Annotated in this window: 19 protein-coding genes; 11 read left to right on the forward strand and 8 right to left on the reverse strand. The window is 33.0% G+C overall.

Going from position 1 to position 24,211, the window contains the following annotated elements:
* Positions 1–164: 164 nt before the first annotated feature.
* The 5 genes from porK (at position 165) to FEM21_RS04875 (ending at position 5,963) form a co-directional block, all read left to right on the forward strand.
* Positions 165–1,580, forward strand: coding sequence for a T9SS ring complex lipoprotein PorK/GldK (gene porK, locus FEM21_RS04855; RefSeq protein WP_035658496.1), 1,416 nt, complete (start codon positions 165–167; stop codon positions 1,578–1,580).
* A gap of 56 nt (positions 1,581–1,636) precedes the next feature.
* Positions 1,637–2,287, forward strand: coding sequence for a type IX secretion system motor protein PorL/GldL (gene porL / locus FEM21_RS04860; RefSeq protein ID WP_035658499.1), 651 nt, complete (start codon positions 1,637–1,639; stop codon positions 2,285–2,287).
* 55 nt (positions 2,288–2,342) lie between these two features.
* Entirely contained in the window at positions 2,343–3,878 is a 1,536-nt protein-coding gene (gene porM / locus FEM21_RS04865; protein ID WP_035658501.1) for a type IX secretion system motor protein PorM/GldM, read from the forward strand.
* A gap of 58 nt (positions 3,879–3,936) precedes the next feature.
* Positions 3,937–4,827: a type IX secretion system ring subunit PorN/GldN gene (gene porN / locus FEM21_RS04870; RefSeq protein WP_035658719.1), complete on the forward strand. Its 891-nt coding sequence runs from the start codon at positions 3,937–3,939 to the stop codon at positions 4,825–4,827.
* 83 nt (positions 4,828–4,910) lie between these two features.
* The gene (locus tag FEM21_RS04875) at positions 4,911–5,963 is read left to right on the forward strand and encodes an NAD(P)/FAD-dependent oxidoreductase (RefSeq protein WP_035658503.1); all 1,053 of its coding nucleotides are present in this window, start codon (positions 4,911–4,913) and stop codon (positions 5,961–5,963) included.
* A 2-nt stretch (positions 5,964–5,965) separates the two neighbouring features.
* Here FEM21_RS04875 and FEM21_RS04880 read toward each other — a convergent pair whose 3' ends face one another.
* Positions 5,966–6,346, reverse strand: a complete 381-nt coding sequence (locus FEM21_RS04880) for a DUF983 domain-containing protein (protein WP_035658505.1) — start codon at positions 6,344–6,346, stop codon at positions 5,966–5,968.
* 64 nt (positions 6,347–6,410) lie between these two features.
* On the opposite strand from FEM21_RS04880, the gene FEM21_RS04885 reads away from it, so the two are divergent.
* Positions 6,411–8,318 carry an ABC-F family ATP-binding cassette domain-containing protein gene (locus tag FEM21_RS04885; RefSeq protein WP_035658507.1) on the forward strand — a complete coding sequence of 636 codons (1,908 nt, stop codon included), beginning with the start codon at positions 6,411–6,413 and terminating at the stop codon, positions 8,316–8,318.
* A gap of 17 nt (positions 8,319–8,335) precedes the next feature.
* Here the strand turns inward: FEM21_RS04885 and FEM21_RS04890 are convergent, their stop codons facing one another.
* Complete coding sequence (locus FEM21_RS04890) at positions 8,336–9,301, reverse strand: App1 family protein (protein WP_035658510.1); 966 nt, start codon at positions 9,299–9,301, stop codon at positions 8,336–8,338.
* Positions 9,302–9,363: 62 nt separating this feature from the next.
* On the opposite strand from FEM21_RS04890, the gene FEM21_RS04895 reads away from it, so the two are divergent.
* Positions 9,364–10,242, forward strand: a complete 879-nt coding sequence (locus FEM21_RS04895) for a diacylglycerol/lipid kinase family protein (RefSeq protein ID WP_035658512.1) — start codon at positions 9,364–9,366, stop codon at positions 10,240–10,242.
* 4 nt (positions 10,243–10,246) lie between these two features.
* Here the strand turns inward: FEM21_RS04895 and FEM21_RS04900 are convergent, their stop codons facing one another.
* A complete protein-coding gene (locus tag FEM21_RS04900) occupies positions 10,247–11,395 on the reverse strand; it encodes a peptidogalycan biosysnthesis protein (protein ID WP_035658514.1) in 1,149 nt (382 codons plus the stop codon).
* A gap of 94 nt (positions 11,396–11,489) precedes the next feature.
* On the opposite strand from FEM21_RS04900, the gene FEM21_RS04905 reads away from it, so the two are divergent.
* Positions 11,490–11,768: a 4a-hydroxytetrahydrobiopterin dehydratase gene (locus tag FEM21_RS04905; protein ID WP_035658516.1), complete on the forward strand. Its 279-nt coding sequence runs from the start codon at positions 11,490–11,492 to the stop codon at positions 11,766–11,768.
* 39 nt (positions 11,769–11,807) lie between these two features.
* Here FEM21_RS04905 and FEM21_RS04910 read toward each other — a convergent pair whose 3' ends face one another.
* Entirely contained in the window at positions 11,808–12,293 is a 486-nt protein-coding gene (locus FEM21_RS04910; protein WP_035658519.1) for a DUF1761 domain-containing protein, read from the reverse strand.
* Positions 12,294–12,468: 175 nt separating this feature from the next.
* Between FEM21_RS04910 and FEM21_RS04915 the strand changes: the two genes are divergently transcribed.
* On the forward strand, positions 12,469–13,326 hold the full coding sequence (locus FEM21_RS04915; protein ID WP_035658521.1) for a leucine-rich repeat domain-containing protein: 858 nt from the start codon (positions 12,469–12,471) through the stop codon (positions 13,324–13,326).
* A gap of 105 nt (positions 13,327–13,431) precedes the next feature.
* On the opposite strand, the gene FEM21_RS04920 is transcribed toward FEM21_RS04915, so the two are convergent.
* From FEM21_RS04920 to FEM21_RS04935, 4 genes are all read right to left on the reverse strand, one after another.
* Positions 13,432–14,244, reverse strand: a complete 813-nt coding sequence (locus tag FEM21_RS04920; RefSeq protein ID WP_035658524.1) for an SDR family oxidoreductase — start codon at positions 14,242–14,244, stop codon at positions 13,432–13,434.
* A gap of 91 nt (positions 14,245–14,335) precedes the next feature.
* A complete protein-coding gene (gene nagB / locus FEM21_RS04925) occupies positions 14,336–16,264 on the reverse strand; it encodes a glucosamine-6-phosphate deaminase (protein ID WP_035658526.1) in 1,929 nt (642 codons plus the stop codon).
* 39 nt (positions 16,265–16,303) lie between these two features.
* Positions 16,304–17,884 (reverse strand): solute:sodium symporter family transporter, encoded by a 1,581-nt coding sequence (locus tag FEM21_RS04930; RefSeq protein WP_035658528.1) that lies wholly within the window; start codon positions 17,882–17,884, stop codon positions 16,304–16,306.
* Positions 17,885–17,916: 32 nt separating this feature from the next.
* Positions 17,917–18,795 carry an inositol oxygenase family protein gene (locus tag FEM21_RS04935; protein ID WP_035658530.1) on the reverse strand — a complete coding sequence of 293 codons (879 nt, stop codon included), beginning with the start codon at positions 18,793–18,795 and terminating at the stop codon, positions 17,917–17,919.
* A gap of 577 nt (positions 18,796–19,372) precedes the next feature.
* On the opposite strand from FEM21_RS04935, the gene FEM21_RS04940 reads away from it, so the two are divergent.
* The gene (locus tag FEM21_RS04940) at positions 19,373–22,387 is read left to right on the forward strand and encodes a SusC/RagA family TonB-linked outer membrane protein (RefSeq protein WP_035658533.1); all 3,015 of its coding nucleotides are present in this window, start codon (positions 19,373–19,375) and stop codon (positions 22,385–22,387) included.
* 31 nt (positions 22,388–22,418) lie between these two features.
* On the forward strand, positions 22,419–24,035 hold the full coding sequence (locus tag FEM21_RS04945; protein WP_035658536.1) for a RagB/SusD family nutrient uptake outer membrane protein: 1,617 nt from the start codon (positions 22,419–22,421) through the stop codon (positions 24,033–24,035).
* Positions 24,036–24,211 lie beyond the last annotated feature (176 nt).

Here is a 24,211-nt window from a genome sequence, read left to right on the forward strand (position 1 = left end):
TTAATCGTATTTTTATGCATTTTGTCGATAAAAAGTTTTTTTTATAATTTATTTAACTCTACTTTTGGGTGAGTATTTAATTAGAGAAAAAAAATATTGTTTTATTAATAAATAATAAATACGTTTACATACATAAAAATAAAGAATAAATAACCCGAAATTATATGAAGAAGTTCATTGCATTTATGGCAATTTTGTCACTTTTAATAAGCTGTGGTAAATCTAGTGATAAAGGTGAATTAGTTGGTGTTAAAGGAGCCAAATGGCATCCGGAAAAACCATACGGAATGACTTTAGTTCCTGGTGGAGCTTATATTATGGGGAAATCTGATGAAGATATTGCCGGAGTTCAGGATGCTCAGACTAAAACGGTAACAGTGCGTTCATTTTATATGGATGAAACTGAAATTACTAATAGTGAATACCGTCAATTTGTGGAGTGGGTAAAAGATTCTACAATCAGAATGAAATTAGCTATTCTTGCTGATGAAACTGGCGCAAAACCTGGAGATGGAAAAGGTAAAAAAGCCGGAAGTATTGGTGATTTTGCTTTTAACGATGCTGATCCTGAGAAAATGACTGCTTATGATAAATACATGTATGATAATTATTACAGTGTAGGAACTGCTGATGACCAATATGCAGGTAGAAAATTAAACAGAAATGTAAAATTAATCAAGGATCCAAAACAATATCCAGATGAATATTATGTGGAGGTTATGGATTCTATGTATATTCCAATTGAGGAATCGTACAATGGATTGCGTAGTATTGATGTAGATAAATTGAAATTCCGTTATTCATGGATGGATATTCAGGCTGCAGCTAAAGCTAAAGTTGGAAAAAGAAAAGATTTTATCAGAACTGAAGAAGTAAAAATTTACCCAGATACTACAGTTTGGATTAAAGACTTCGCTTATTCGTATAATGAGCCAATGCATAATGATTATTTTTGGCACAAAGCTTATGGAGATTATCCGGTAGTAGGAGTAAAATGGACGCAAGCTAAAGCTTTTTGTGCATGGAGAACGTTAAACAAAAACACTTATATTAAGTCTAAAAAGAATGGTCGTAATTTGATTAATTCGTTTAGATTACCAACAGAAGCTGAGTGGGAATATGCTGCCAGAGGTGGTTTAGAATCGGCTACTTATCCATGGGGAGGACCTTATACTAAAAATGACAGAGGTTGTTTCTTAGCTAATTTCAAACCAAACAGAGGAGACTACGCTGCTGATCAGGCTTTATACACCGTAGAGGCTAAATCTTATGAGCCAAATGGTTATAATTTATACAACATGGCAGGAAACGTATCAGAGTGGACGGATTCTTCTTATGATCCAAATGCTTACGAATATGTTTCAACAATGAACCCAAATGTTTTAGATGCATCTAATAAACGAAAAGTGGTTCGTGGAGGCTCATGGAAAGATGTTGCTTATTTCTTGCAGGTAAGTACAAGAGATTTTGAATATGCTGATTCAGCTAGAAGTTTCATCGGGTTTAGAACAGTTCAGGATTATATGGGACTTCAAACCACAGGAAATGGAACAACTGGAAGAGCTAGTACAAGAAGATAGTAATACCCCTTATTAAATATAAATACACCTACATTAAACTAAAAAAAACTAAGATTATGGCATTATTAAGTAAAAAAGCAATGAATTTTGCTTACGGTATGGGAGCAGCAGTTGTAATTGTTGGAGCTCTTTTTAAAATTACACATTTCGAAATTGGACCATTAACAGGTACCTTAATGCTTTCTATTGGATTGTTAACAGAGGCTTTAATTTTTGCGCTTTCTGCATTCGAACCTGTAGATAATGAATTAGACTGGACTTTAGTTTATCCAGAATTAGCTAATGGAACTCCAAATGCTAATAGAAAACCAAAAGCAGAATCTCCATCTGAAGCACAAGGATTATTATCTCAAAAATTAGATAATTTATTGAAAGATGCTAAAATTGACGGCGAATTAATGGCAAGCTTAGGAAACAGTATCAAAAATTTTGAATCAGCTGCTAAAGGAATTTCTCCTGCTGCTGACGGAATTGCTGCTACAAAAAAATACAGCGAAGAATTATCTATTGCTGCAGCACAAATGGAATCATTAAATAGTTTATACAAAGTACAATTAGAAAGTGCTTCAAGAAATGCTGAGGCTAACAAAGAAATTGCTGAAAATGCTTCTAAATTAAAAGAGCAAATGCAATCTATGACAGCTAATATCACTTCATTGAACAGTGTTTATGGAGGTATGCTTTCTGCTATGAATAATAAAGGTTAATAATTAGACTTAAAAGAAAATTGAGAAAAATTACTAAAACTAATTATTAGAAAATATGGCAGGAGGAAAACTAACCCCTAGACAGAAGATGATTAACCTGATGTACCTGGTTTTCATCGCTATGTTGGCAATGAATGTTTCAAAAGAAGTAATATCAGGTTTTGGATTAATGAATGAAAAATTCGAAAGTTCAAACACTAATTCCAAGCAATCGAATGACCAAATGCTAATGGCTTTAGATGCTAAAGCAGCCGAAGCAAAAGGTGAATTTACAGCAGCATCAGTAACAGCTCATAAAGTAAAAACAATAACAGATAATTTCTTCAACTATATTGCTTCATTAAAAGAGCAGGCAACAAAAGGTTATGAAGTGGATCCGGAAACTGGAAAACTTCCTTACGAAGAAATGGATAAAGGAGACAATATAGCTGACTGGTTTACCGGAGAAGGTTATACTAAAAAAGGAGACGAAATTATTGCGACAATTAATCAGTATAAAGCAGATATGAAAGCCGCTTTGTCAGATAAAAAATATGCTGCGATTGTAAGTGAAATCGAAACTAAATTTGATGTTTCTGATGTTAAAAATAAAGAAGGTATTGCTATAAAATTTTTATCATATCACTTTAAAGACTTTCCAGCTATTGCAACGGTTGCAAAACTTTCGACCTGGCAAAATGATATTAATAAAGCAGAATCTGATGTGTATAGTGCAGCTTTAGGAAAAGCAGCAGTTGCTGCAGCTTCTTATAGCAATTATCAAGCAATTGTTGTTTTAGATAAAAATGCTTATTTTCAGGGAGAAGCAGTTACTGGTAAAGTAGTTTTGGGTCGTTATGACGAAAATACAAAGCCAACTTCTTTTTCTGGTCCTGGAAAAATTGTAAATGGACAGGCAGTTATCTCTTTAACAGCAGGTGGTGTTGGAGAACAAACTATTGCCGGGCAATTTACTTTTGCTGAAGATGGTAAAACAGTACCTCTTAAATTTCAAGGAAAGTATGTTGTAGTGCCAAGACCTAATTCAGCAACAATTTCTGCAGATAAAATGAATGTAGTATATAGAGGAGTTTCAAATCCTATTTCTATTTCATTTGCAGGTATTGCTGACAAAGATGTGAATGCTTCAGCTCCCGGTTTAAGTAAAGTTGGAAACGGAAAATATGTGATGAATCCACAAGGTGGAAATGAAGTAGTGATTAATGTTTCAGGTAAAATGTCTGATGGTAAAGTAGCTTCTGATAAAAAAGTATTCAGAATTAAAGGAATTCCTGGTCCAACAGGTACGATCAGAGGTGAAATGGGTGTTGTAAAAGGACCTAAATCAAACTTAGAAATTGCTACTATTGGAGCTAAGTTAGTAGACTTTGATTTTGATGTTAATCTTGATGTTGTTGGATTTAATTTAAAAGTTACAGGTCAGCCAACAGTTGTTGTACAAGGTGATAAATTAAATGCGCAATGTAAAGCAATATTGTCTAAAGCAGGAAGAGGTGATCAGGTTACTATTTCTGAAATTAAAACAAAATTAGTAGGCGCTGGTAGTTATTTATTGCCAAGAACAGCTCCGGTTATTTTTGAAATACAATAATTAAATACCTTTTGCCCAGGATAGAAATTTACATTTATTCTTATTAAATGATACTATGATGAATATGAGAAATTTTTTGATAATTGCAATCTCTTTAATTGGAGGAGTAGCTTCTTATGCTCAGTCTAATTTGCTGAATGCTAAAATTCCAGAAGAAATTGGATTGAAGACTCCGGCGCAACTCATTTCCGATAATGATAAGCCATTAGCTTATGGTTATGTTCATGATAGAGATGTATTGATGGGTAAAATGGTTTGGGAAATAATTGATTTGAGTGAGAAAATTAATTTTCCACTATATTTCCCTGTTGATACGGCTAATATTGGTGCCGACAGACGTTCGCTTTATGATGTGTTAACAAGAGCGATTAAAAGTGGTGCAATTACCGAAGTATATTCAGATAGTTATTTTAATACCAAAAAAACGTATAAAGATATTCAGGCTTCCTTGAGTCGAATTGATACAACCGATGCTGGTAGAGAACAAATTAATGCCGGACAAAAAGTATCTCAGGAATATATTTTGAGATCCGATTTGACTGCTCAGGATGTTACACAATACAAGATCAAAGGTTTTTGGTATTTTGACAAACGTCAGAGCGAATTGAAATACCGTTTGCTTGCCATTTGTCCGGTTACGCCAGATGTGTACACGATGAATAGCGAAGAGAAAGATTATATTGAATTGTTTTGGATTTTCTTCCCAGACGCTAGAGAAGTTTTGCATGAAGCCAAAGCATTCAATAATAAGAACTCGGCAATGCCGGTATCTTTCGATCAAATACTAAATTCAAGGCGTTTTAATAGTGTGATTTACAAAGAAGAAAACGTGTATGGAGATAGAGAAATTAAAGAATACATGAAAGATAATGCTCAAAATCAGTTACTCGAAGCCGAACGCGTGAAAGAGAAAATTCGTGATTTTGAATCGGATATGTGGAATTACTAATTTCAAATATAAATTTTATAAAAACTCTTACCTGATGGTAAGAGTTTTTTGTTTTCTGTATTTTTGTTTTTTATTTGATTAAAATGGTAGATTATTTAATTGTAGGTTGTGGATTAGCTGGAATTTCGTTTTCTGAAATTGCTTTGGCAAACAATAAAAAGATTATAGTTGTTGATAATGATTCGCAAAATTCTTCAAAAATTGCCGGAGGTTTATATAATCCGGTTATTTTAAAGCGTTTTAGTGAAGTTTGGCAGGCACAGGAACAATTACTTTTGATGAATCATTTTTATACTGATTTAGAAAAAAAACTCGAAATCAAAGTAGATTTCAAGAAACCCATTCTTCGAAAATTCTTTTCTGTTGAAGAGCAAAATAATTGGTTTGCAGCTTCAGATAAACCTGCTTTAGCTCCATTTTTATCGACATCGATAATCACAAAAAACTACTCAGGAATTGATGCCCCGTATCATTATGGTGAAGTTTTGCATACAGGTTATGTAGATACGGCTGCTTTACTGGAAAACTACAAAAAATATCTTTTGCAGCAAGAACTTTTACTTCAAGAAGGATTTGATTATGATACTTTGGAGGTTTTATCGGATAGCATTCGCTACAAAAACATTGAAACTAAACATATCATTTTTGCCGAAGGTTTCGGTATGCATGTGAATCCTTATTTTAATGATTTACCTCTGGATGGAACTAAGGGAGAACTTTTTATTATTAAAGCTCCAGACCTGGATTTAGATGTAATTGTGAATACTTCGGTATTTATTCTTCCATTGGGTGATGGATTATTCAAAGTTGGCGCTACGTACAACTGGAAAGACAAAACCGATTTGCCAACCGAAGAAGGAAAACAGGAATTAACAGATCGAATTAAGGAAATTATTAATTGCGAATTCGAAATAATAGAACATTTTGCCGGAGTGCGACCTACAGTGAGAGACAGGAGGCCATTAGTAGGAACTCATGCTCATTATAAATCAGTTCATATTTTAAACGGACTAGGAACCCGTGGAGTGATGTTGGGTCCGGCAATGGCTAAAGAATTATTTGATTCCATAGAAAATGGAATTCCTGTGCAAAAAGAAATTGATATTAACCGCTTTAAATTAAGAAAGAAAAAATAGTTTTAAGCTTTGAAATTGGGGTCGTAAGAAACAAACATATTGATATAAATATTTCTTGACCATCTTAACACCATTGGTCCTAAAATAATTAATGTCGCTACAATGGCTATGAATGATGTTTTTAGCGAAGCGTGAAATACTAAATAAGAGATTATAAAAGATCCAATTCCTATTGCAACATTTAGTCCGTAACTCACATACATTGCGCCATAAAAAAACGAAGGCTCAATTTGATACGTTAATCCGCAATGAGAGCATTTTTCGTTCATTTTTAAAACATTAGCCAAATTCAACGGATTTTTATCTACATACATGCTTTCATTTTGGCATTTCGGACAAGTTCCTGTTAAAATACTATTTAGTTTGGATCCTTTTTTTAACATTTGCAAAAAATTTTATCAAAGGTACATTTTTTCGAAAATTACCTGTAAACATTAGTCATAAAATATGCTTAATATACACAATTTATCGGTTTCGTTTGGAGGTACTTATTTGTTTGAAGAAGTAACTTTTAGATTAGGTGCCGGAGACAGAGTGGGTCTTGTAGGGAAAAATGGAGCAGGAAAATCAACGATGCTTAAAATGCTGGCTGGTGATTTTAAACCGGATTCAGGAGTTATTTCTCAGGAAAAAGATATTCGAATGGGATTCTTGCGTCAGGATATTGATTTTGAACGTGGAAGAACGGTGCTTGAAGAAGCTTATGAGGCTTTTACTGAAATCAAAATTGTCGAAAAAAAATTAGAAGAAATCAATCATCAATTGGTTACCAGAACCGATTATGAAAGTGAAGAATACAGTAAGATTATCGAAGATTTATCTGATTACACACATCGGTTTGATTTGCTGGGTGGATACAATTATGTAGGTGACACGGAGAAAATTCTTTTAGGATTAGGTTTTAAAAGAGAAGTATTCGATAATCAAACTGAGACTTTTTCGGGAGGCTGGAGAATGCGTATTGAGTTGGCAAAATTGTTATTGCAAAATAATGATGTTTTGTTGCTAGATGAGCCAACGAATCACTTAGATATTGAGAGTATTATTTGGCTGGAAAATTTCCTTCGCAATTATCCGGGAGTAGTGGTGATTGTATCGCACGATAAAATGTTCTTAGATAATGTTACGAATAGAACGATCGAAATTTCGCTTGGAAAAGCGTATGATTTCAATAAACCTTATTCGCAATACTTAGAATTGCGAGAGGAACTTCGCGAAAAGCAATTAGCAACTCAAAAAAATCAGGCTAAGAAAATTGAAGAAACTCAAAAACTAATAGACAGATTTAGATATAGTGCTACTAAATCTTCGATGGCGCAATCTTTAATTAAAAAATTAGATAAGGTTGAGAGAATTGAAGTTGATGAAGATGATAATTCGGTAATGAATATTTCGTTTCCGGTTTCTAAAGAACCCGGAAAAGTAGTAATCGAAGCCGAAAATGTAACGAAAGCTTATGGAGACAAAACTATTTTAAAAGACATTTCACTTTTAGTAGAACGCGGAAGCAAAATTGCTTTCGTGGGACAAAATGGTCAGGGAAAATCGACTTTTATCAAAGCATTAGTTAATGAATTCGAATATTCAGGAAATATTAAATTAGGGCATAATGTACAATTAGGATATTTTGCTCAAAATCAAGCTGAATATTTAGATGGCGAAATTACTTTGTTGCAAACTATGGAAGATGCCGCATTAGATAGTAATCGTTCGAAAGTGCGAGATATGTTAGGTTCGTTTTTGTTCCGTGGTGATGATGTAGAAAAGAAAGTAAAAGTACTTTCAGGAGGTGAAAGAAACCGTTTGGCATTGTGTAAATTGCTTTTGCAGCCTATCAATGTCTTGTTGATGGATGAGCCTACGAATCACTTAGATATTAAATCTAAGAACGTTTTAAAGGCCGCTTTGCAAAAATTTGGCGGGACTTTGTTATTAGTTTCTCACGATAGGGATTTCCTGCAGGGAATGTCTAATATTGTTTACGAATTTAAAGATCAAAAAATAAAAGAATATTTAGGTGATATCAACTTTTTCTTAGAACAACGCAATATGGAAAACATGCGTGAAGTAGAGAAAAAAGATGTTGTAAAAACCGCTGCACCAAAAGAAACTAAAAAGACTTCTTACGAAGATCAGAAAAAAGGGAAAACCTTGCAGAATCGTTTGAGTAAGATTGAAAGCCAAATTAATCAATTGGAAAAAGACATTCAGCATGACGATAAAATGTTGGCTTCAAATTATGACAAACATATTGAAGATGCTGCTTTTTTTAAAGCTTATAACAAAAAGAAAGAAGATTTAGATCAATTGTTACTGGACTGGGAAGTAGTTCAGGAAGAAATAGATAAATTGTAGAGAATAAAAAAATAGGCTTAAGAAATTAAGCCTATTTTTTTTGAATGCGCTATTGCTTCTTTACTTTTCTTGAAATAACAAACTTCTACTGAAAGAGTTTCTAAATTTTGAAGTGTTTTAATTACTTTAGATTTTTTCTTTTTAGTAGTTTGTCTAATGTAAATAGCCTGTACTGTCAATGGGAAAATCTTGCAAATAGATTCATAGATATAAGGATCTTCCTGAGAATCATCACCAATAAGAATATACTTTAGATTAGGGTAGAATTCTAAAACATGTTTTATTTTTTCAAATTTATGATTGTGATCACCTCTTCCTGTCCAGAAAAAATTCAGTAAACTTGTTTTAATATCTTTGAGTAACAATACGGCTTTGGGTAATTTATGAATTTCGGTAAAACGGACAATAAAACGGTATAGATTCCATTCGCTGCTGGAAACATAAAAAAAAATATTCAATTCCTCATTTATATTTCTTCCTGATTGGCTCAAGGCTTGATAATGTGCATTTACATCTTCAAAAATTTTACGTCTGTTTACATTTCGAAATAATAAATTATATAATTTTCTTAACGGATTCATCGTGTACGAGATCAAAAAAGTATCATCAATATCTGAGATGATTCCCAAATGATCCACTCGTGGACGAATATAACTTTCTTTGGCTGTAATAGTTTTATTCTGGTAATTTAAACTCACTTCATAATCAATCCAGCCATAATCAGTCTGTTCAAGCGGAATGCAAAATTTAAAATAACCGTCAGAAAGTGTTTTAGTATGAATTATTTTGTTGTTGTGTTTTAAGTAAATATCTGAATTTGTCCAGGTTTTCATTCGATACATACCAATTATCGAACTTGCATTTTTGAAGTTTTTATCCTGAAAATCGTACTCAGCTTTCTTTGTTGGTTTGAAAACATGTCCCATTACTACTAATTCCTGTTCATTGGCATAACCGCGGTATAATTTTATAATAGGTTTCATTTCTAATCTTTCTTTTGTATTGTATTCTAAATTAATTAATTTTAAGAAAAAAAAGAAGCAAAATGGAGAAAAAGAACGTAATGATGGTGGTAAATCCTATTTCGGGAGGGCTAGGGAAGGGCAATTTGATTGCTCAGGTTTCTCATTATGCTAAATATTTAAATCATGATTTGTATTGTATAGAAACTACCGGAGTCGATGATTTAAAAAATATTAAGGATTTTTATACCCAATATCAGCCAGATCGTGTAATTATTGCAGGTGGAGACGGCACAATAAAAATTGTGATTGAAGCTTTAGAAAATGAAGATGTAATTTTTGGTATTTTGCCTGTAGGTTCAGCTAACGGATTAGCAACCGATTTGGGTTTGATAAAATCACAGGAAGAAAATATTGCAACTGCTTTTCAGGATCATTTTTTAGCCATTGATTTTATAAATATTAATAATAAAATGTGTGTGCATCTGAGCGATTTAGGTCTTAATGCCGATTTGATTAAAAACTATGAAAAAAGCGCTATAAGAGGGAAATTAGGTTATGCGCAACAAGCTTTTAAAACTTTATTGCATGCTGGAAAAACGTTTCATGTAAATATAAAAAGTAATGAACAACTGTTTGAAACCAAAGCACAAATGATTGTTATTGCTAATTCTCAAAAATACGGAACAGGCGTGGTAATTAATCCAATTGGGATTATGGGTGACGGAAAATTTGAATTAATAATTTTAAGAAAGATAACTATTAGTGTTTTCTTAAAAATTATTATGGGGAAAATTCCGGTTTCATCTGGTTATGTTACGGTTATTTCTACTGATAAAGCTTTGATAAACATAGATAAACCAACCAGTTTTCAAATTGATGGAGAATATTGTGGTAATCAAACTAATTTAGATATTTCGATATCAGCAAGAAAATTAAAAATCGCATCGCTTAAAACCTAGTTTTCTATTTGAAAGGATTACGTTCTTTCCATTCTAATTTTGGTTCGAAATAATGAAACGTTTTCGATACAAATAAATTCAGAAAAGGATTGTTGTGTTTCATCAATCCATACATATTTTCAGCTTTTGCACCTACTGAGCTTTTAATTTCTAATGCCGTTCTGGCAAAAATAATCCGACTGTATTTTTTATTGATAGAATAGCCTATCATGTCATATAACATGTTCAAATAAAGCATTTTTTCTTTTTGACAATTTTCGTCATATCCCAGGAAATAAGTGTCAATATCGCTTCCGTTTTTAATTAAGGTGTTGAAACCAATTAATTTGTCATCTTCGAAATAACCGTAAAATAGGAACCTGTCTTTTAAGTTTTTCTTGAAAATTTCAAAATGATTTTCATCAAGATAAAAAGTATTAAAAGCCGCTTTTTTTGCCACATTCAAATACAATTTGTGAATTCGTTTGCTATGTTTTTGAATTTCTTCTAAACTCATTTTTTGTTTAGTAATTTCCGATGCTTTTTTCCGCGCTCTTTTATACTGATCGCGGTATTTTTTGGTTTTATCGGTTATGTAATCATCAAAAGAAGACCAGGAATTTTTAATGTCGAAAATCATATTAGGCTGCGTCGAAAAACGATAAAAAGAATCAAATTCCGGACTGTCAAAATAATTGATTTCAGTTTCAGAATAATCTTTAAAAATAGTAAGATGGGGATTTTTTCCTTGTTTTTTATATTGTTTTTCTAATGCTTCAGTAGCTTGTTTTAATAATTTTAAAACGGTTGTAATAGATGCATTTTCATCCAATAAAATACCGTTTTGTCCCGTTAGCATATTATTGCCAATGATTAAAACTTTGGAGCCAAATCGTTTAAAAACAATATTTCTAATTTTTGTTCGCAGGCAATTGTCTCTTTCTCCAAAAGATGGAATTTGACTTAAGTCTAAAAATTGAGAAACAGCGATGCCGATGATTCTTTCGTTTTCAAACAAAGAAATGTAGCGACAACTCATGTTTTCCGGAGCTGCAGATTCTAAAATTTTTAAATAATCTTTAGAAAGAAAAATATTTTTTGTTGCCAAAATATCCCAATCATCAGGTAAATTTTGAACAGCATCGTGTATTTTAAATGAAAAAGAAAAATTCAATTGTTGAGGGAATTAATTATTTGCGAAAGTACTATTTTTAAGACTACACGATTGTTAAAACTGGAAATTAACTAATTTTATAAAAAGAAATATTATGGAAACTTATAATGAAAAAACAGCACAGGAACATTTGTCTCGATTGACAAATTGGACTTTTTCAAATAACGGTATTGAGAAAAAAATTGAGTTTAAAAATTTCAATCAGGCGCTTGGTTTTATAGTCCAAGTTGGATTATTAGCCGAAAGTCAAAACCACCATCCGGAACTTTTTAATGTTTACAATAAAGTCAATATCCGACTTTCTACTCACGATGCAAAAGGTGTGACTGATAAAGATTTTAAATTAGCCCAATCGATAGACAAGTTATTATAAGACATCCTCTCAAAATTGCTTAAGTGAGGATGTGTTTTTTTATTGCCAGGCACAGATAATTCCGCCCATAATTGTGAAGCAAATGGTCCAATATCCGCTATTGATAAAAGTGTATTTCCAGCTTTTTCTTTTGAATAAAGCATTGGTTGCAATCATAGGAAAAGCCAGAAAAAGTCCTGTGAGAAAACCATGAAAAGCACCATGTTTAAAAGTTCTAAAAGCAGTTCCATAATCAGCCATGAAAGCAGCATAAGAAGGTTTTGTGTCGATTGCATTTCCTCCGCCAATCATTCCAAAAGCGCCCCATTGATGGATGGTCAGGAATTGTATTATCATAGTTATTAAAAAGGCAAAAAACAGTGCCATGATAAAAATAACAGGCATTTTAGCGCCTTTCATTTTTTCTTCGGTTAAACCCGATTCTTTCATCCAGATTGTTCCAAATACTTTTGGGTTGTACCAAATAAATCCAATAAATAAGGTCGATAATGCAGCAACAAATAGTGCTAAGAAGTTAATGTTCATGTGGTTGGTTTTTAATTAGTTGTTCAGATATAAATAAAATATTTTGAACTTTTTTTATACTTAGATTGTAAGGATATTTCTCTTTAAAGTTAAAATTAAGTGCATTTCGTCGATTATTTTAGTGTTTAATCTAGATTTGTACTACTTTTAATCCTACAAAGTAAAAATTTAGGTTATGAAAAAAATAACTACTCTTGTTTTATTGGTTTTCTCTTCTTTTTCAATGCTTGCAAATACTGCACTTACTGACAAAGAAATCCTTGTTAAATTGTATGAAGCTACTAATGGTAGTGAATGGAAAGTACAATGGAATTTGTCTCAGCCAATGACTAATTGGGCGGGTGTTAAGGTAGTTAATGAGAAAGTAGTTGCTTTAGATCTTCAGGATAATAATTTGGTAGGTAATATTCCTGCTGAATTAGGAAATTTACAAAACTTACAAGAATTAAATTTACATAAAAATAGTCTTTCAGGAAGCATTCCGGCTAGTTTAGGGAATTTAAAAGAATTAAGAGTTTTAGACTTGTCTTTCAATAGTTTGTCATCAGCAATTCCTGCTTCAATTTGTAATTTAAGTAATTTAAAAACTCTGGAATTGTACATGAATAAACTTTCAGGCGAATTACCTTCTAACTTAGGGAATTTGAAAAGTTTAGAAACTCTGGCTGTTTTTAATAATGAAATTGAAGGAACAATTCCAGTTTCATTTTATGGAATGACAACTTTAAAAACAGTATTGTTGAATAGCAATAAATTAAGAGGTACTTTAAGCCCTGACGTTGCTAATTTGACTCAACTAACTAATTTTAGTCTGTTTGAAAACAATTTTCAAGGACAAGTACCATTGTCAATTGAAAAATTGAATAATTTAAAAGAGATGAATATTTCTTATAATCAATTTAATGGATTAGTATCTAGAAAATTAGCAATGTTAGATACGCTTAACATGACTATGGTTAACGAAAGTGGTGTGGCTTATTTGATGAATGTTGCTATTGAAGTAGATAAAAGACCAATCGTGTCTGAAGAATAATTTTTTTTTGGTTAGAAAATTGTTTTTTTTATTAAGTTAGTTTTATAATAAGTTTAGTGTTTAAAAGCCTGAGAAATTAATTTCTCAGGCTTTTTTATTTTTAGTTTAGACACCACTGTAAGCACTAAAACCACCATCTACAGCGAGTACAATTCCTGTGATAAACTGCGCAGCATCACTGCATAAAAAGTGTATCGCTCCAGCTAATTCATCAGCCTCGCCAAAGCGTTTCATGGGAGTGTTATTAATAATACTGTTTCCTCTTTGAGTGTAAGAACCATCTTCGTTAGTTAGTAATTTTCTATTTTGGTTTCCAATAAAAAATCCTGGAGCAATGGCATTTACACGAATCTTACTACTGAATTTTGTAGCCATTTCTACAGCCATCCATCTTGTGAAATTTTCCATAGCTGCTTTGGAAGCAGAATACCCAACAACCCTAGTTACCGCTCTATCTACTGTCATTGATGAGAAATTGATAATTACACCTTCTTTTTGCTTAGCCATAACTTCACCAAAAACAATCGATGGAAGTACTGTTCCGTTTAAATTTAAATCGGTTACAGTTTGAAACGCATCCATAGATAAATCAAAAATTGTCTGGTCAGGACCTATTGTAGCACCAGGCATATTACCTCCGGCGGCATTGAGTAAAATATCAATTTTTCCGTACTGTGATAGAATACTATTTTTGGCTTTCTCTAATGATTCTCTGTCTAGGATATTAGTGGCAATTCCAAGGGCATCATAGCCATTTTTTTTGAGGCTGTCAATGCTTTTGTCTATTGTTTGCTGATCTCTTCCTAAAATGACAATTTTTACCCCGGATTCGCCCAGATGTTCAGCAATTGAGCTTCCAAGAACTCCTGTTCCTCCTGTTATTACTGCAACTTTGTTTTTAATGTTAAATAAATTCATTTTTTATTTTAGTAGTGTTATGTATTCAAAAAGCTGCACGAATTAATAAAAATCCGTACAGCTTTTCTCTATAAAAAAGGGTTAGTGTAGTTTAATATTTCCACCTTACAAAAGCCTCCATTGCTGCATAGTTAGATAGACCAAGCTGGTCATACAATTCAGCAGTTTCTTTATTTCTGTCTTCGGCTCTTTGCCAAAATTCTCTGGCATCAGTACCTTGAAATACCACACCATCTTTTTGAGACTGGTGTTTGAAAATTCCATGTCTTTTTGCTAAAACCTGATCAGGACTCATAGGAACAGCCATTTCAATCTCGTCGATGCTCCATTCCTGCCAGGCTCCTCTGTATAACCAAAGCCAGCAATCGTTCATAAAATCTTTTGGCTTAAGATTTTTTACAGCTTCAAAAATAGCGTCTAAACAAACTTTATGTGTTCCATGAGGATCGGCTAAATCTCCTGCAGCAAATATTTGATGAGGTTTTATTTTTTCGATTAAATCCATTGTAAATTGGATATCTTCAGCTCCTAATGGCTTTTTTTCAATAGTTCCGGTTTCATAAAAAGGCAAATCCATAAAATGAATTTGGTCATCTGTTAAACCTACAAAATGACTGGTGGCTCGCGCTTCTCCTTTTCGAATAAGTCCTTTAATGTGTCTTACTTCCGGAGTATCTATCTGGCTTGCTTTTTTGTTGTTTAAAAACTCCTGAGCTTTCTCGTAAATTGAATTGGCTTCTGGACTTTTAATGTCAAATTTTTCATTGTAATCACATACAAAACGGGCAAATCTTTCGGCTTCACTATCGGCAACGGCAATGTTTCCTGAAGTTTGATAGGCTACATGAACTTCGTGACCTTGCTCGTGTAATCTCATAAAAGTACCACCCATACTAATAATGTCGTCATCAGGATGCGGACTAAAAATTAGCACTCTTTTTCTAGCAGGTTCAGCACGTTCCGGACGATTACTGTCATCAGCATTTGGTTTTCCACCTGGCCATCCAGTAATAGTATTTTGTAATTTGTTGAAAATTTTGATGTTAATATCGTAAGCAGGACCTAAATCGGCTAATAGGTCACTCATTCCGTTTTCGATATAATCGGCGTCAGTAAGTCTTAGAATTGGTTTTTTTAGATCTAGTGCCATTCCTAACACTGCTTTTCGGGTCAATTTATCGGTCCAGACAATTTTTTCGACTAGCCACGGTTTGTTGATTCGGGTTAATTTAGACGCTGCTTCCTGATCTAAAATAAAAACAGCATTATCATGTTCTTGTAGGAAAGATGCAGGAACTAAATTTGTTACAGTTCCTTCGGCAGAGGCTTTAACAATATTCGATTTTCCTTCTCCCCAAGCCAATAAAATAACTCTCTTAGCTTCCATGATTTTCTTTACTCCAAGTGTAATTGCTGTTCTTGGCGTATTACTTAATCCTGAAAAATCTTTACTTGCGGCAACTCTGGTAATATGGTCTAAAGCAACTAATCTTGTTTTTGAATTTTGTAAAGATCCTGATTCGTTAAAGCCAATATGTCCGTTACCTCCAATTCCCAAAACCTGCAAATCGATTCCGCCCAGAGCTTCTATTTTTTCTTCATAATTAGCACAGTAGGCCTGAATTTCTTCTTTTGATAAAGTTCCATCTGGAATATTGTAATTTTCAGGTAAAATATCTACCTGATCCAATAATAATTCTTTCATGAAGCGTACATAACTATTGATAGAATCAGGCTCCATTGGATAATATTCGTCCAGATTGAAAGTAATAACGTTTTTAAAGCTAAGACCTTCTTCTTTGTGCATTCTTACCAATTCGGCATATAAACCTTTTGGTGAAGATCCTGTGGCTAGTCCAAGAATACAAGATTGTTGCTGTTCCTGTTTTGATCTGATTAGTGCTGCAATTTCTTGTGCAACGGCTATTGAGGCTGTTTTTGAATTTTCGAAAACCACCGTGTTGATGTTTTCAAATCTTTTTTCAAATCCAGTAGCTTTGTCAATATTGCTTTTTATCATTGTGTTGTTTTTTTCTTGTTATAGTAGATGAGCGTTCTACTAAGATAATATTATATAAATTAATAAGGTCAAAAAGACTAATATACTTCCTGCTAAATTCATCCCTGACCACGATTTTTCATATTTTTTTGACAATTCTTCTTCGTATGCAATGTTTGATTTTGAATGAGGATACATTTTTGAAACAACAAGCATAATAATGAAGTTGAATACAAATTCAATTCCCCATAAATGCACAAAATGAATATCAAGATGCAGTACAAAAGAGGTTAGAATGTAAAAAATGAACCCAAATAATACGCCTGCTTTTGCACCTGCGGCATTAATTTGTTTGAAAAACAATCCTGCAACCAGTATGGATGAAATAGGAATAAAAAAGATTCCGTTTAATTTTTGTAATAAAAAATACAATCCTGCTGGCGAATAAGCCATTAATGGCGCTATGGATATAGATAATAACGCCAAAACCAAAGAAGATATTTTACCGTAATGAACTAGTTTTTCTTCGGTTACATTTTTATTAAAGCTTTTTTTGTAAATATCAATGCAAAAAATCGTGCTGGCTGCATTTAATACACTATTAAAAGTACTTAAAACCGCTCCTAATATTATTGCTGCAAAAAGTCCGTACAGGTAGGTAGGGAGTACTTTTTTTACCAGAAGCGGATAAATTAAATCAGGTTTGTCATAATATTGTTCCTGGAAATAGTAAAAACCAATTAATCCGGGAATAACAATAATTAAAGGCATTAGTAATTTCAAAATGCCTGTGTAAACTAAGCCTTTTTGGGCTTCGACTAAATCTTTAGCCCCAAAAGCTCTTTGAATAATAGACTGATTCATTCCCCAAAAATAAATTTGGTTAATCATCAATCCTGTAAAAAGAGTCGAAAAAGGCAAAACGGAATCTTCGCTGCCTATAATGTCAAATTTCTTTGGAGCAAAATGATAAATCGAACTTACGCCGTCAAAAATATTTCCTTTTCCAATTTGGTACAAAGCAATAATAGTGACTAATAATCCGCCCAGCATTAAACCAATTCCGTTGAGAGAATCTGAATAAGCAACCGCTTTTAATCCACCAAAAATGGTGTATAAGGATCCGATAATTCCTATGATAAATACGATGTATAATAAAGATTGTTCTTTAGGAATTGAAAATGCCGTAGAAAAGTCAAAAATGCTTTCGACATTAATGGCTCCGGCATATAAAACGATAGGTAATAGCGTGAATATGTAAGAGCATACTAATAAAACTGCAACTACAGAGCGAACGCTGGAATCAAAACGTTTCTCCAGAAACTCAGGGATTGTAGTCAATTTTAGCTTTAAAAACCGCGGAATAATAAAAATAGCAGCGATAACTAATGCTATTGCCGAGGTAACTTCCCAGGCAATAACAATAATTCCGTTTTTATAAGCGCTGCCGTTCATTCCTATTAAATGTTCGGTGGAAATGTTAGTTAACAGCATTGATCCTGCAATAACAGGAGCGGTTAAACTTTTTCCAGCAAAAAAATAACCATTTGAAGTGTTAAGATTATCTTTTCGAAGCTTATAGCTGGTATAAAAAACAACCAGAAGTGTGAATCCAAAAAAGCCCAGATAAGTGTATAACATGACAAATGGTTATTAAGTTAATAGGTCTCTTTTTAGAATTTTAATTTAGCTGGTAAATATTTAGCTACCAACTCTTCGTAATAAGGACGTAATGCTTTAGAATCTGGTTTTACAGGAGCCTTTGTGTACAAATCATAAGGATTGAATTTTTTTACCCATTCAAACATTTCAATGTCTTTTTCGACCATCAAATGCGTGTAAGCATTTTCCCTGTGTTGTGAATAGAATGAATGGTAACGAATCATGTATAAAGCAGGTTCTGGCAAATAATCCTTCATGATTTGGTACAAATATTCGTCATGTCCCCAACTCATTTTTACATTGTCTAAACCGCAATTAGGTGAATAAACACCGTATTTAGTATTGTATTTTTCGTTAGTGCTGTCTGGATTTGCAGCGAAAAATTCAGGATATACAATTTTATCTGAGAATTGACAGCCTACAGGGAAAGTATCTCCTACAACAGCCCATTGCGGTTCGCCAAAAAGGCATAATACTTTACCTATATCGTGTAAAAATCCTGTAAGCACAAACCAGTCTGGATGGCCATCGGCACGAATAGCTTCGGAAGTTTGTAATAAATGCTGAAATTGGTCTAAATCAATATCCGGATCACTATCATCAACTAAAGTGTTTAAGAAATCAACGGCTTCCCATAGCGACATTTCTTTTCGGTCAAATTTCAGGAATTCTTTTTCTTTTTCGCATACAAAATCATAGGTTTGATAAGTATGATTGATTCTGTAAAATTCTTTTACTATTTCTACTCTTTCTGAATCTACATAGTTTCTAAATTCTTCTTCTGTTTTCTCAGCTGCAGGATCAGGATAACGTTCAATTAAGTTTTCTTCCCAATCATCAATTTGATCCATTGGATTATTGAATTTGTCTGAATTATTGATGCTCTTCATTTTTATTTGGTTTTTATGTGATAGCGTATTTTTTTGTCTGTCTGATTGACTATTTCAAAATTACAGACATCTTGTTTTTGCAAAATGGATAAATGATTCAAAAACATGGATAAATTTTTCAGAATAATATCTTTTAGCGAATTAATTACATTGTATTTATTAGGATAGAATGATATGGATTTTATTTTTTGAACTTCAAATACTTTTCTCCTTCATAATATATAGGAGGAACTCCTTATATAATAGTGTTGTTTTACCCAATTATGTTTTCGGACATGAATTTTGAATAAAAACCAACTTGTTTTTTCACTTCGAATGTTAAAAACAGCTAAAAAATTAACTTAACTATTTACTAAAGCAAGATTTTAGGTTTGTAAAAGCTAAAGTATTGTGAATTAAGGCCTTTTTTGATTATAATTTAAAAAATTAAGGTTTAAAAAATGCAAAATGTAATTTTTGTGCTGTTTTTTAAGGCTTATTTGACTGGATTTTATATGTTTTTGATGAATTTATCCATTTCGAAGAACGGCTTTACTGTTAATTTTACCATAATATTATTAACTAATACTAATTAAAAATGAAAAAAACCAAATTCAAATTATTAACGTTATTCTTCTTGATAGCGTTTTCAATTAATTCCTGGGCGCAAAAAACGCAAGTTTCAGGAAAGGTTGTAGATGACCAGAATATGCCTTTGCCTGGTGCAAATGTTTTGGAAGCTGGAACGAAAAAAGGGGTTGTTACAGATTTAGATGGTAAATTTAAATTAGAAGTTTCAAATCCGAGTGCAGGTTTGCTTGTTTCTTATGTTGGTTTTGCAGATCAAAATGTTAAGCTAAGTGGATCAAAAACGAATTTGACAATTAAATTAACATCAGGGGCTAATAATCTTGAGCAGGTTGTAGTAGTAGGTTATGGTAAAGGTTCTCGAAAAAACTTAACTACATCTGTTACTTCGGTAAAAGCTGAAGATATGAATAAAGGAGCAATAAGTGATGTGGGGCAGTTGTTACAAGGTAAGGTTGCTGGTTTGAATATTTCATCAAGTGGTGACCCAACAAGAAAAGCTTCTGTTGTTATGCGTGGTGTTTCTACCTTAAATAGTTCGCAAGGACCTTTTTATGTGGTAGATGGAATTCCAGGTGTTGATATTTCTATGATTTCTCCAGATGATATTGCAACTATCGATGTACTTAAAGATGCTGCAGCAACAGCTATCTATGGTAACCGTGCTGCAAATGGAGTTATTATGGTAACTACTAAAAAAGGAAGTAAAGAAAGAACTCAAATTGCATACAACAGTTATTTTGGTATTGAAAACGTATCTAATCAATTGGATATGATGAATGCTACACAATTAAGAGCTTTCACTACTAAAAATAATTTGAACTTTACTCCTGAAAATGATAAAGGTGCAGATACAAACTGGCAAAAAGAGGTTTTAAGATCAGGAGCGCTTTCAAGCAGTCATAACTTATCGATTAGCGGAGGAGGAGAAAAAAGTAATTATTCAGCTAGTATTACTTCTATTAAAAGAGAAGGTATTCTTAAGAAAAGTGATTTTGGTCGTGTAATCGCTCGTTTATCTGTTGAACAATATGCTTTTGATGATAAAGTAAAATTTGGTTTAAATGTTACTAATTCTGTAAGTAAATATGAAAATGTACCACAACGTAATACGGTGCTTTTACAATCGATAAATCACCTTCCTGTTTCTCCGGTTAGAAATGCTGATGGTACTTTTTTCGAAAACTTTACTAGTACAGGATATTTCAATCCAGTGGCTTTGATTGAGCATGGAACTGATGAGACAAAAGCAAATAACCTTATTGGTAATTTTACTACTGAGATTAAACTTCCTTTTGGATTTACGTATAACTTAAATGTTGCACACCAAAAATTAAGTACTTCTCACGGAGAATTTTATGATAGCTATTATTCTCAATATAATAGTGCGAATTTCTACAATAACCCTGATCCACCATTGACAAAATCATTAGTTAATTTTGGTGTAAATGGGTCAGCATTAAGAAACTACTATGAAAACACAAATAATATTATTGAGAGTTTCTTAAACTGGGATAAAGAATTTGGTAATCATAAAGTAAAAGCGGTTTTAGGTTATTCTTGGCAAGAGAACATATTAGGAGATGGTTTTCAGGCTACTGCAACTAATTTTCCTGTTGACAATGTAGGGTATAATAACTTAGCTTTAAGTAACTATACTTCAGTAAATGGTTATGTAGTAAATTTTGGAGATAGTCAGGCTTACCAAAAAACACGTTTGATTTCAGAATTTGCCCGTGTGAATTACAATTATAATGACAAATACCTTTTACAAGGAACAATTAGAAGAGACGGTGGTTCTGTTTTTGGAGCTAATAATCGTTGGGGATATTTCCCATCTGTGGGTGGAGCTTGGAGAATTGACAAAGAAGGTTTCATGCAAAATCAAAACATCTTTAGCGACTTAAAACTTCGTGCAAGTTATGGTGTTACAGGTAACTCTTCAGGATTTAATGCTTACACTGCTCAATTTATTTCAGGAAGTGCCGGAACGTTCTACTATAATGGACAACAAATTGGAGCTTATGGTCCAATACAAGCTGCAAACCCTGATTTGAAATGGGAAAAAACAGCAACAACAAACCTTGGTCTAGATTTATCATTGTTAAAAGGAAGAGTAACAGCTTCTGTTGACGTGTACGATAAGAAAACAACTGATATGATTTTTAACTATCAGGTAAATCCAGTATTAGTACCAGTAGGATCAATTGTTGCAAATGGTGGTATTATGTCTAATAAAGGTATTGAAATTGCTTTAGGCGCTACACCGGTTCAAACAAAAGATTTTACTTGGTCAACTAACTTAAATATCGCTAGTAATAAAAATAAAATAGTAAAATTAACTAATCCTTTCTTTATCGGAGGAGATTCTATCCGAAGAGTACAGCCTGACGGTGCTGGACAAACTGGAGCGACTTTACAAATTTTGAAAGAAGGAAAACCTCTTGGACAATTCTTTACATTAGATTATGCGGGAAAAAATGCTGCAGGGGTTTCTCAATATTATGATAAAAATGGAAATTTAACTACTGCTCCATTAAATGGTGTTGATTATCATTATGTAGGAAATGCACAGCCAAAGGCATTAATTGGTTGGTCAAATAATTTCCAATACAAGAACTTTGATTTGAGCGTTTTCTTTAGAGGAGTATTTGGAAATAAAATCTTCAATGCAACCCGTGCTGATTTATTTAGACCTACTACGGCTATGACTACTAATATTTTAGTTGATGCAGAGAATGAATCTCCAGCCGATTTTAACTCATACCGTTATTCTTCACGTTTTATAGAGGATGGTAGTTATATCAGATTAGATAATGCAACTCTAGGGTACAACTTTAAGAATATTAATAAATATGTTAAAAGCTTACGCTTGTATACTACAGCCAATAATTTGTTTGTAATTACAAAATACAGCGGAATTGATCCTGAGGTAGAACAAGGAGGTACTGCACCTGGTGTAGATTCGAATAACTTTTATCCAAAAACAAGATCATTCTTGTTTGGCTTAAACGTGACATTCTAAAGAAATAATAATTGTAATAATTGTAAATATTATGAAAAAGATAATAAAATATTTAGGACTTCCGATGCTTGCTATTGGTTTATTCGGATCCTGTGAAGATTTAGATGTGCCAATTACGACACAGTTAACACCGGAGGTTTTTCCACAAAATTCAACACAGTTCATTCAAACAGCAGGACCGGTTTACATTGCTTTTCGTGACCAATTTTCATTCAACTGGTGGTGGGCACAATCATTAAGTACAGATGAAGCCATTTTGCCAGCAAGAGGAGGAAACTGGTTTGATAATAGAAATTACCTTTCTATGCATTTTCATGATTGGACACCGGATAACTCGGGCGGAATTTGGGGATGGTCGTCTACTGTAATAGGGAAAAGTAATCAGGCTATTTCAATTTTACAAACTGCGATGCCTGCAGGTACTGAAAAATCAACTTTAATTGCTGAGTTGAAAACAATGCGTGCTATTTCTTATTTTACTATGATGGATGCTTATGGAGCAGTACCATTAGATACCCTTTATGGTGATTTTTCTTCTCATGCTAAATCAACCAGAGTAGAAGTATTCAATTTTATTGAAAGTGAATTGAAAAAAGCGATTCCTAATTTAAATCCAGCTTCTGGAGTAACAACGTATGGAAGACCTAACAAACAAACTGCGAATGCTTTGTTGGCTAAAATGTATTTGAATGCTGAGGTTTATACAGGTACGCAACGTAACAATGATTGTATTGCAGCTTGTGATGAGGTAATAAAATCAGGATTGTATAATATTGAACCAAGAGCTACTTATTTACAAATGTTCTATCCAAACAATGGTCCGCAAATGAAAGAATTTATTTTTGCTGTTCCTTATGACCCAGCTGTTGCTGGTGGCGGATTGATGTATCATGCCCGTTATGATGTTCCTCGTTCTATGCGTGCAAGATTTGGACTTCCGTTTACTCCAAGTGCTCCTAGAAGTACCTTGCCGGAATTCTATGCTAATTTTGAAAGTGATGCTAATGATATTCGTAACAAACAATGGTTAACTGGAAAACAGTATTTAGCTGATGGAGTTACACCTATAATGGTTACTACAACTAAAAAAGGTTATGATGAATATTATACAGGTTCAGATGGTGGAGCTGCTTATACTTACCATTTAGAATTAACAAAACCAATTTTATACAGAGGTAGTATGGCAAATGTAAAAGCACTTGATTTAGGTAATGACGAAATTGCCTGGAATATTGGTTATAGAAATATTAAATTCTATCCAGATGCTTCTTCAACAAGTCGTAACCAAAATAATGATGTACCGTTTTTACGTTACTCAGATATTCTTTTGATGAAAGCTGAAGCTATTCTTCGTGGAGGAACAGCTACTTTAGGAGATACTCCGCTTTCATTAGTAAATACTATTCGTTCTAACAGAAGTACTTCTGCTGCCTGGTCAAGTGTAACATTAGAAGATCTTTATAAAGAAAGATGTCGCGAATTTGCCTGGGAAGGATGGCATAGAAATGATATGATTCGATTTGGAAAATTTGAAGGATCTTGGGGATTCAAAACAGAGAGTAATATTAAATACCGTGTTTTCCCAATTCCAACAAGTGCATTGGTGTTAAACCCTGCATTAAAACAAAATCCGGATTACATTAATTAAGTTTATTTATTGTTGATTGGTTAAGAGTTGGTTAAGTTAAGTTGGTGATTTATTTAACCCTGAGAAGAGAAGAAGCTAGTTCTTCTTCTCTTTTCTTTTTAAAAAATGATAATTCGATTTTGTGGTATTGTTGAACTATAAATGGATTTTGTTTTAAATAAAGAAGAAACACATTT

This window comes from Flavobacterium seoulense (assembly GCF_000695795.1).
Taxonomy (GTDB): domain Bacteria; phylum Bacteroidota; class Bacteroidia; order Flavobacteriales; family Flavobacteriaceae; genus Flavobacterium; species Flavobacterium seoulense.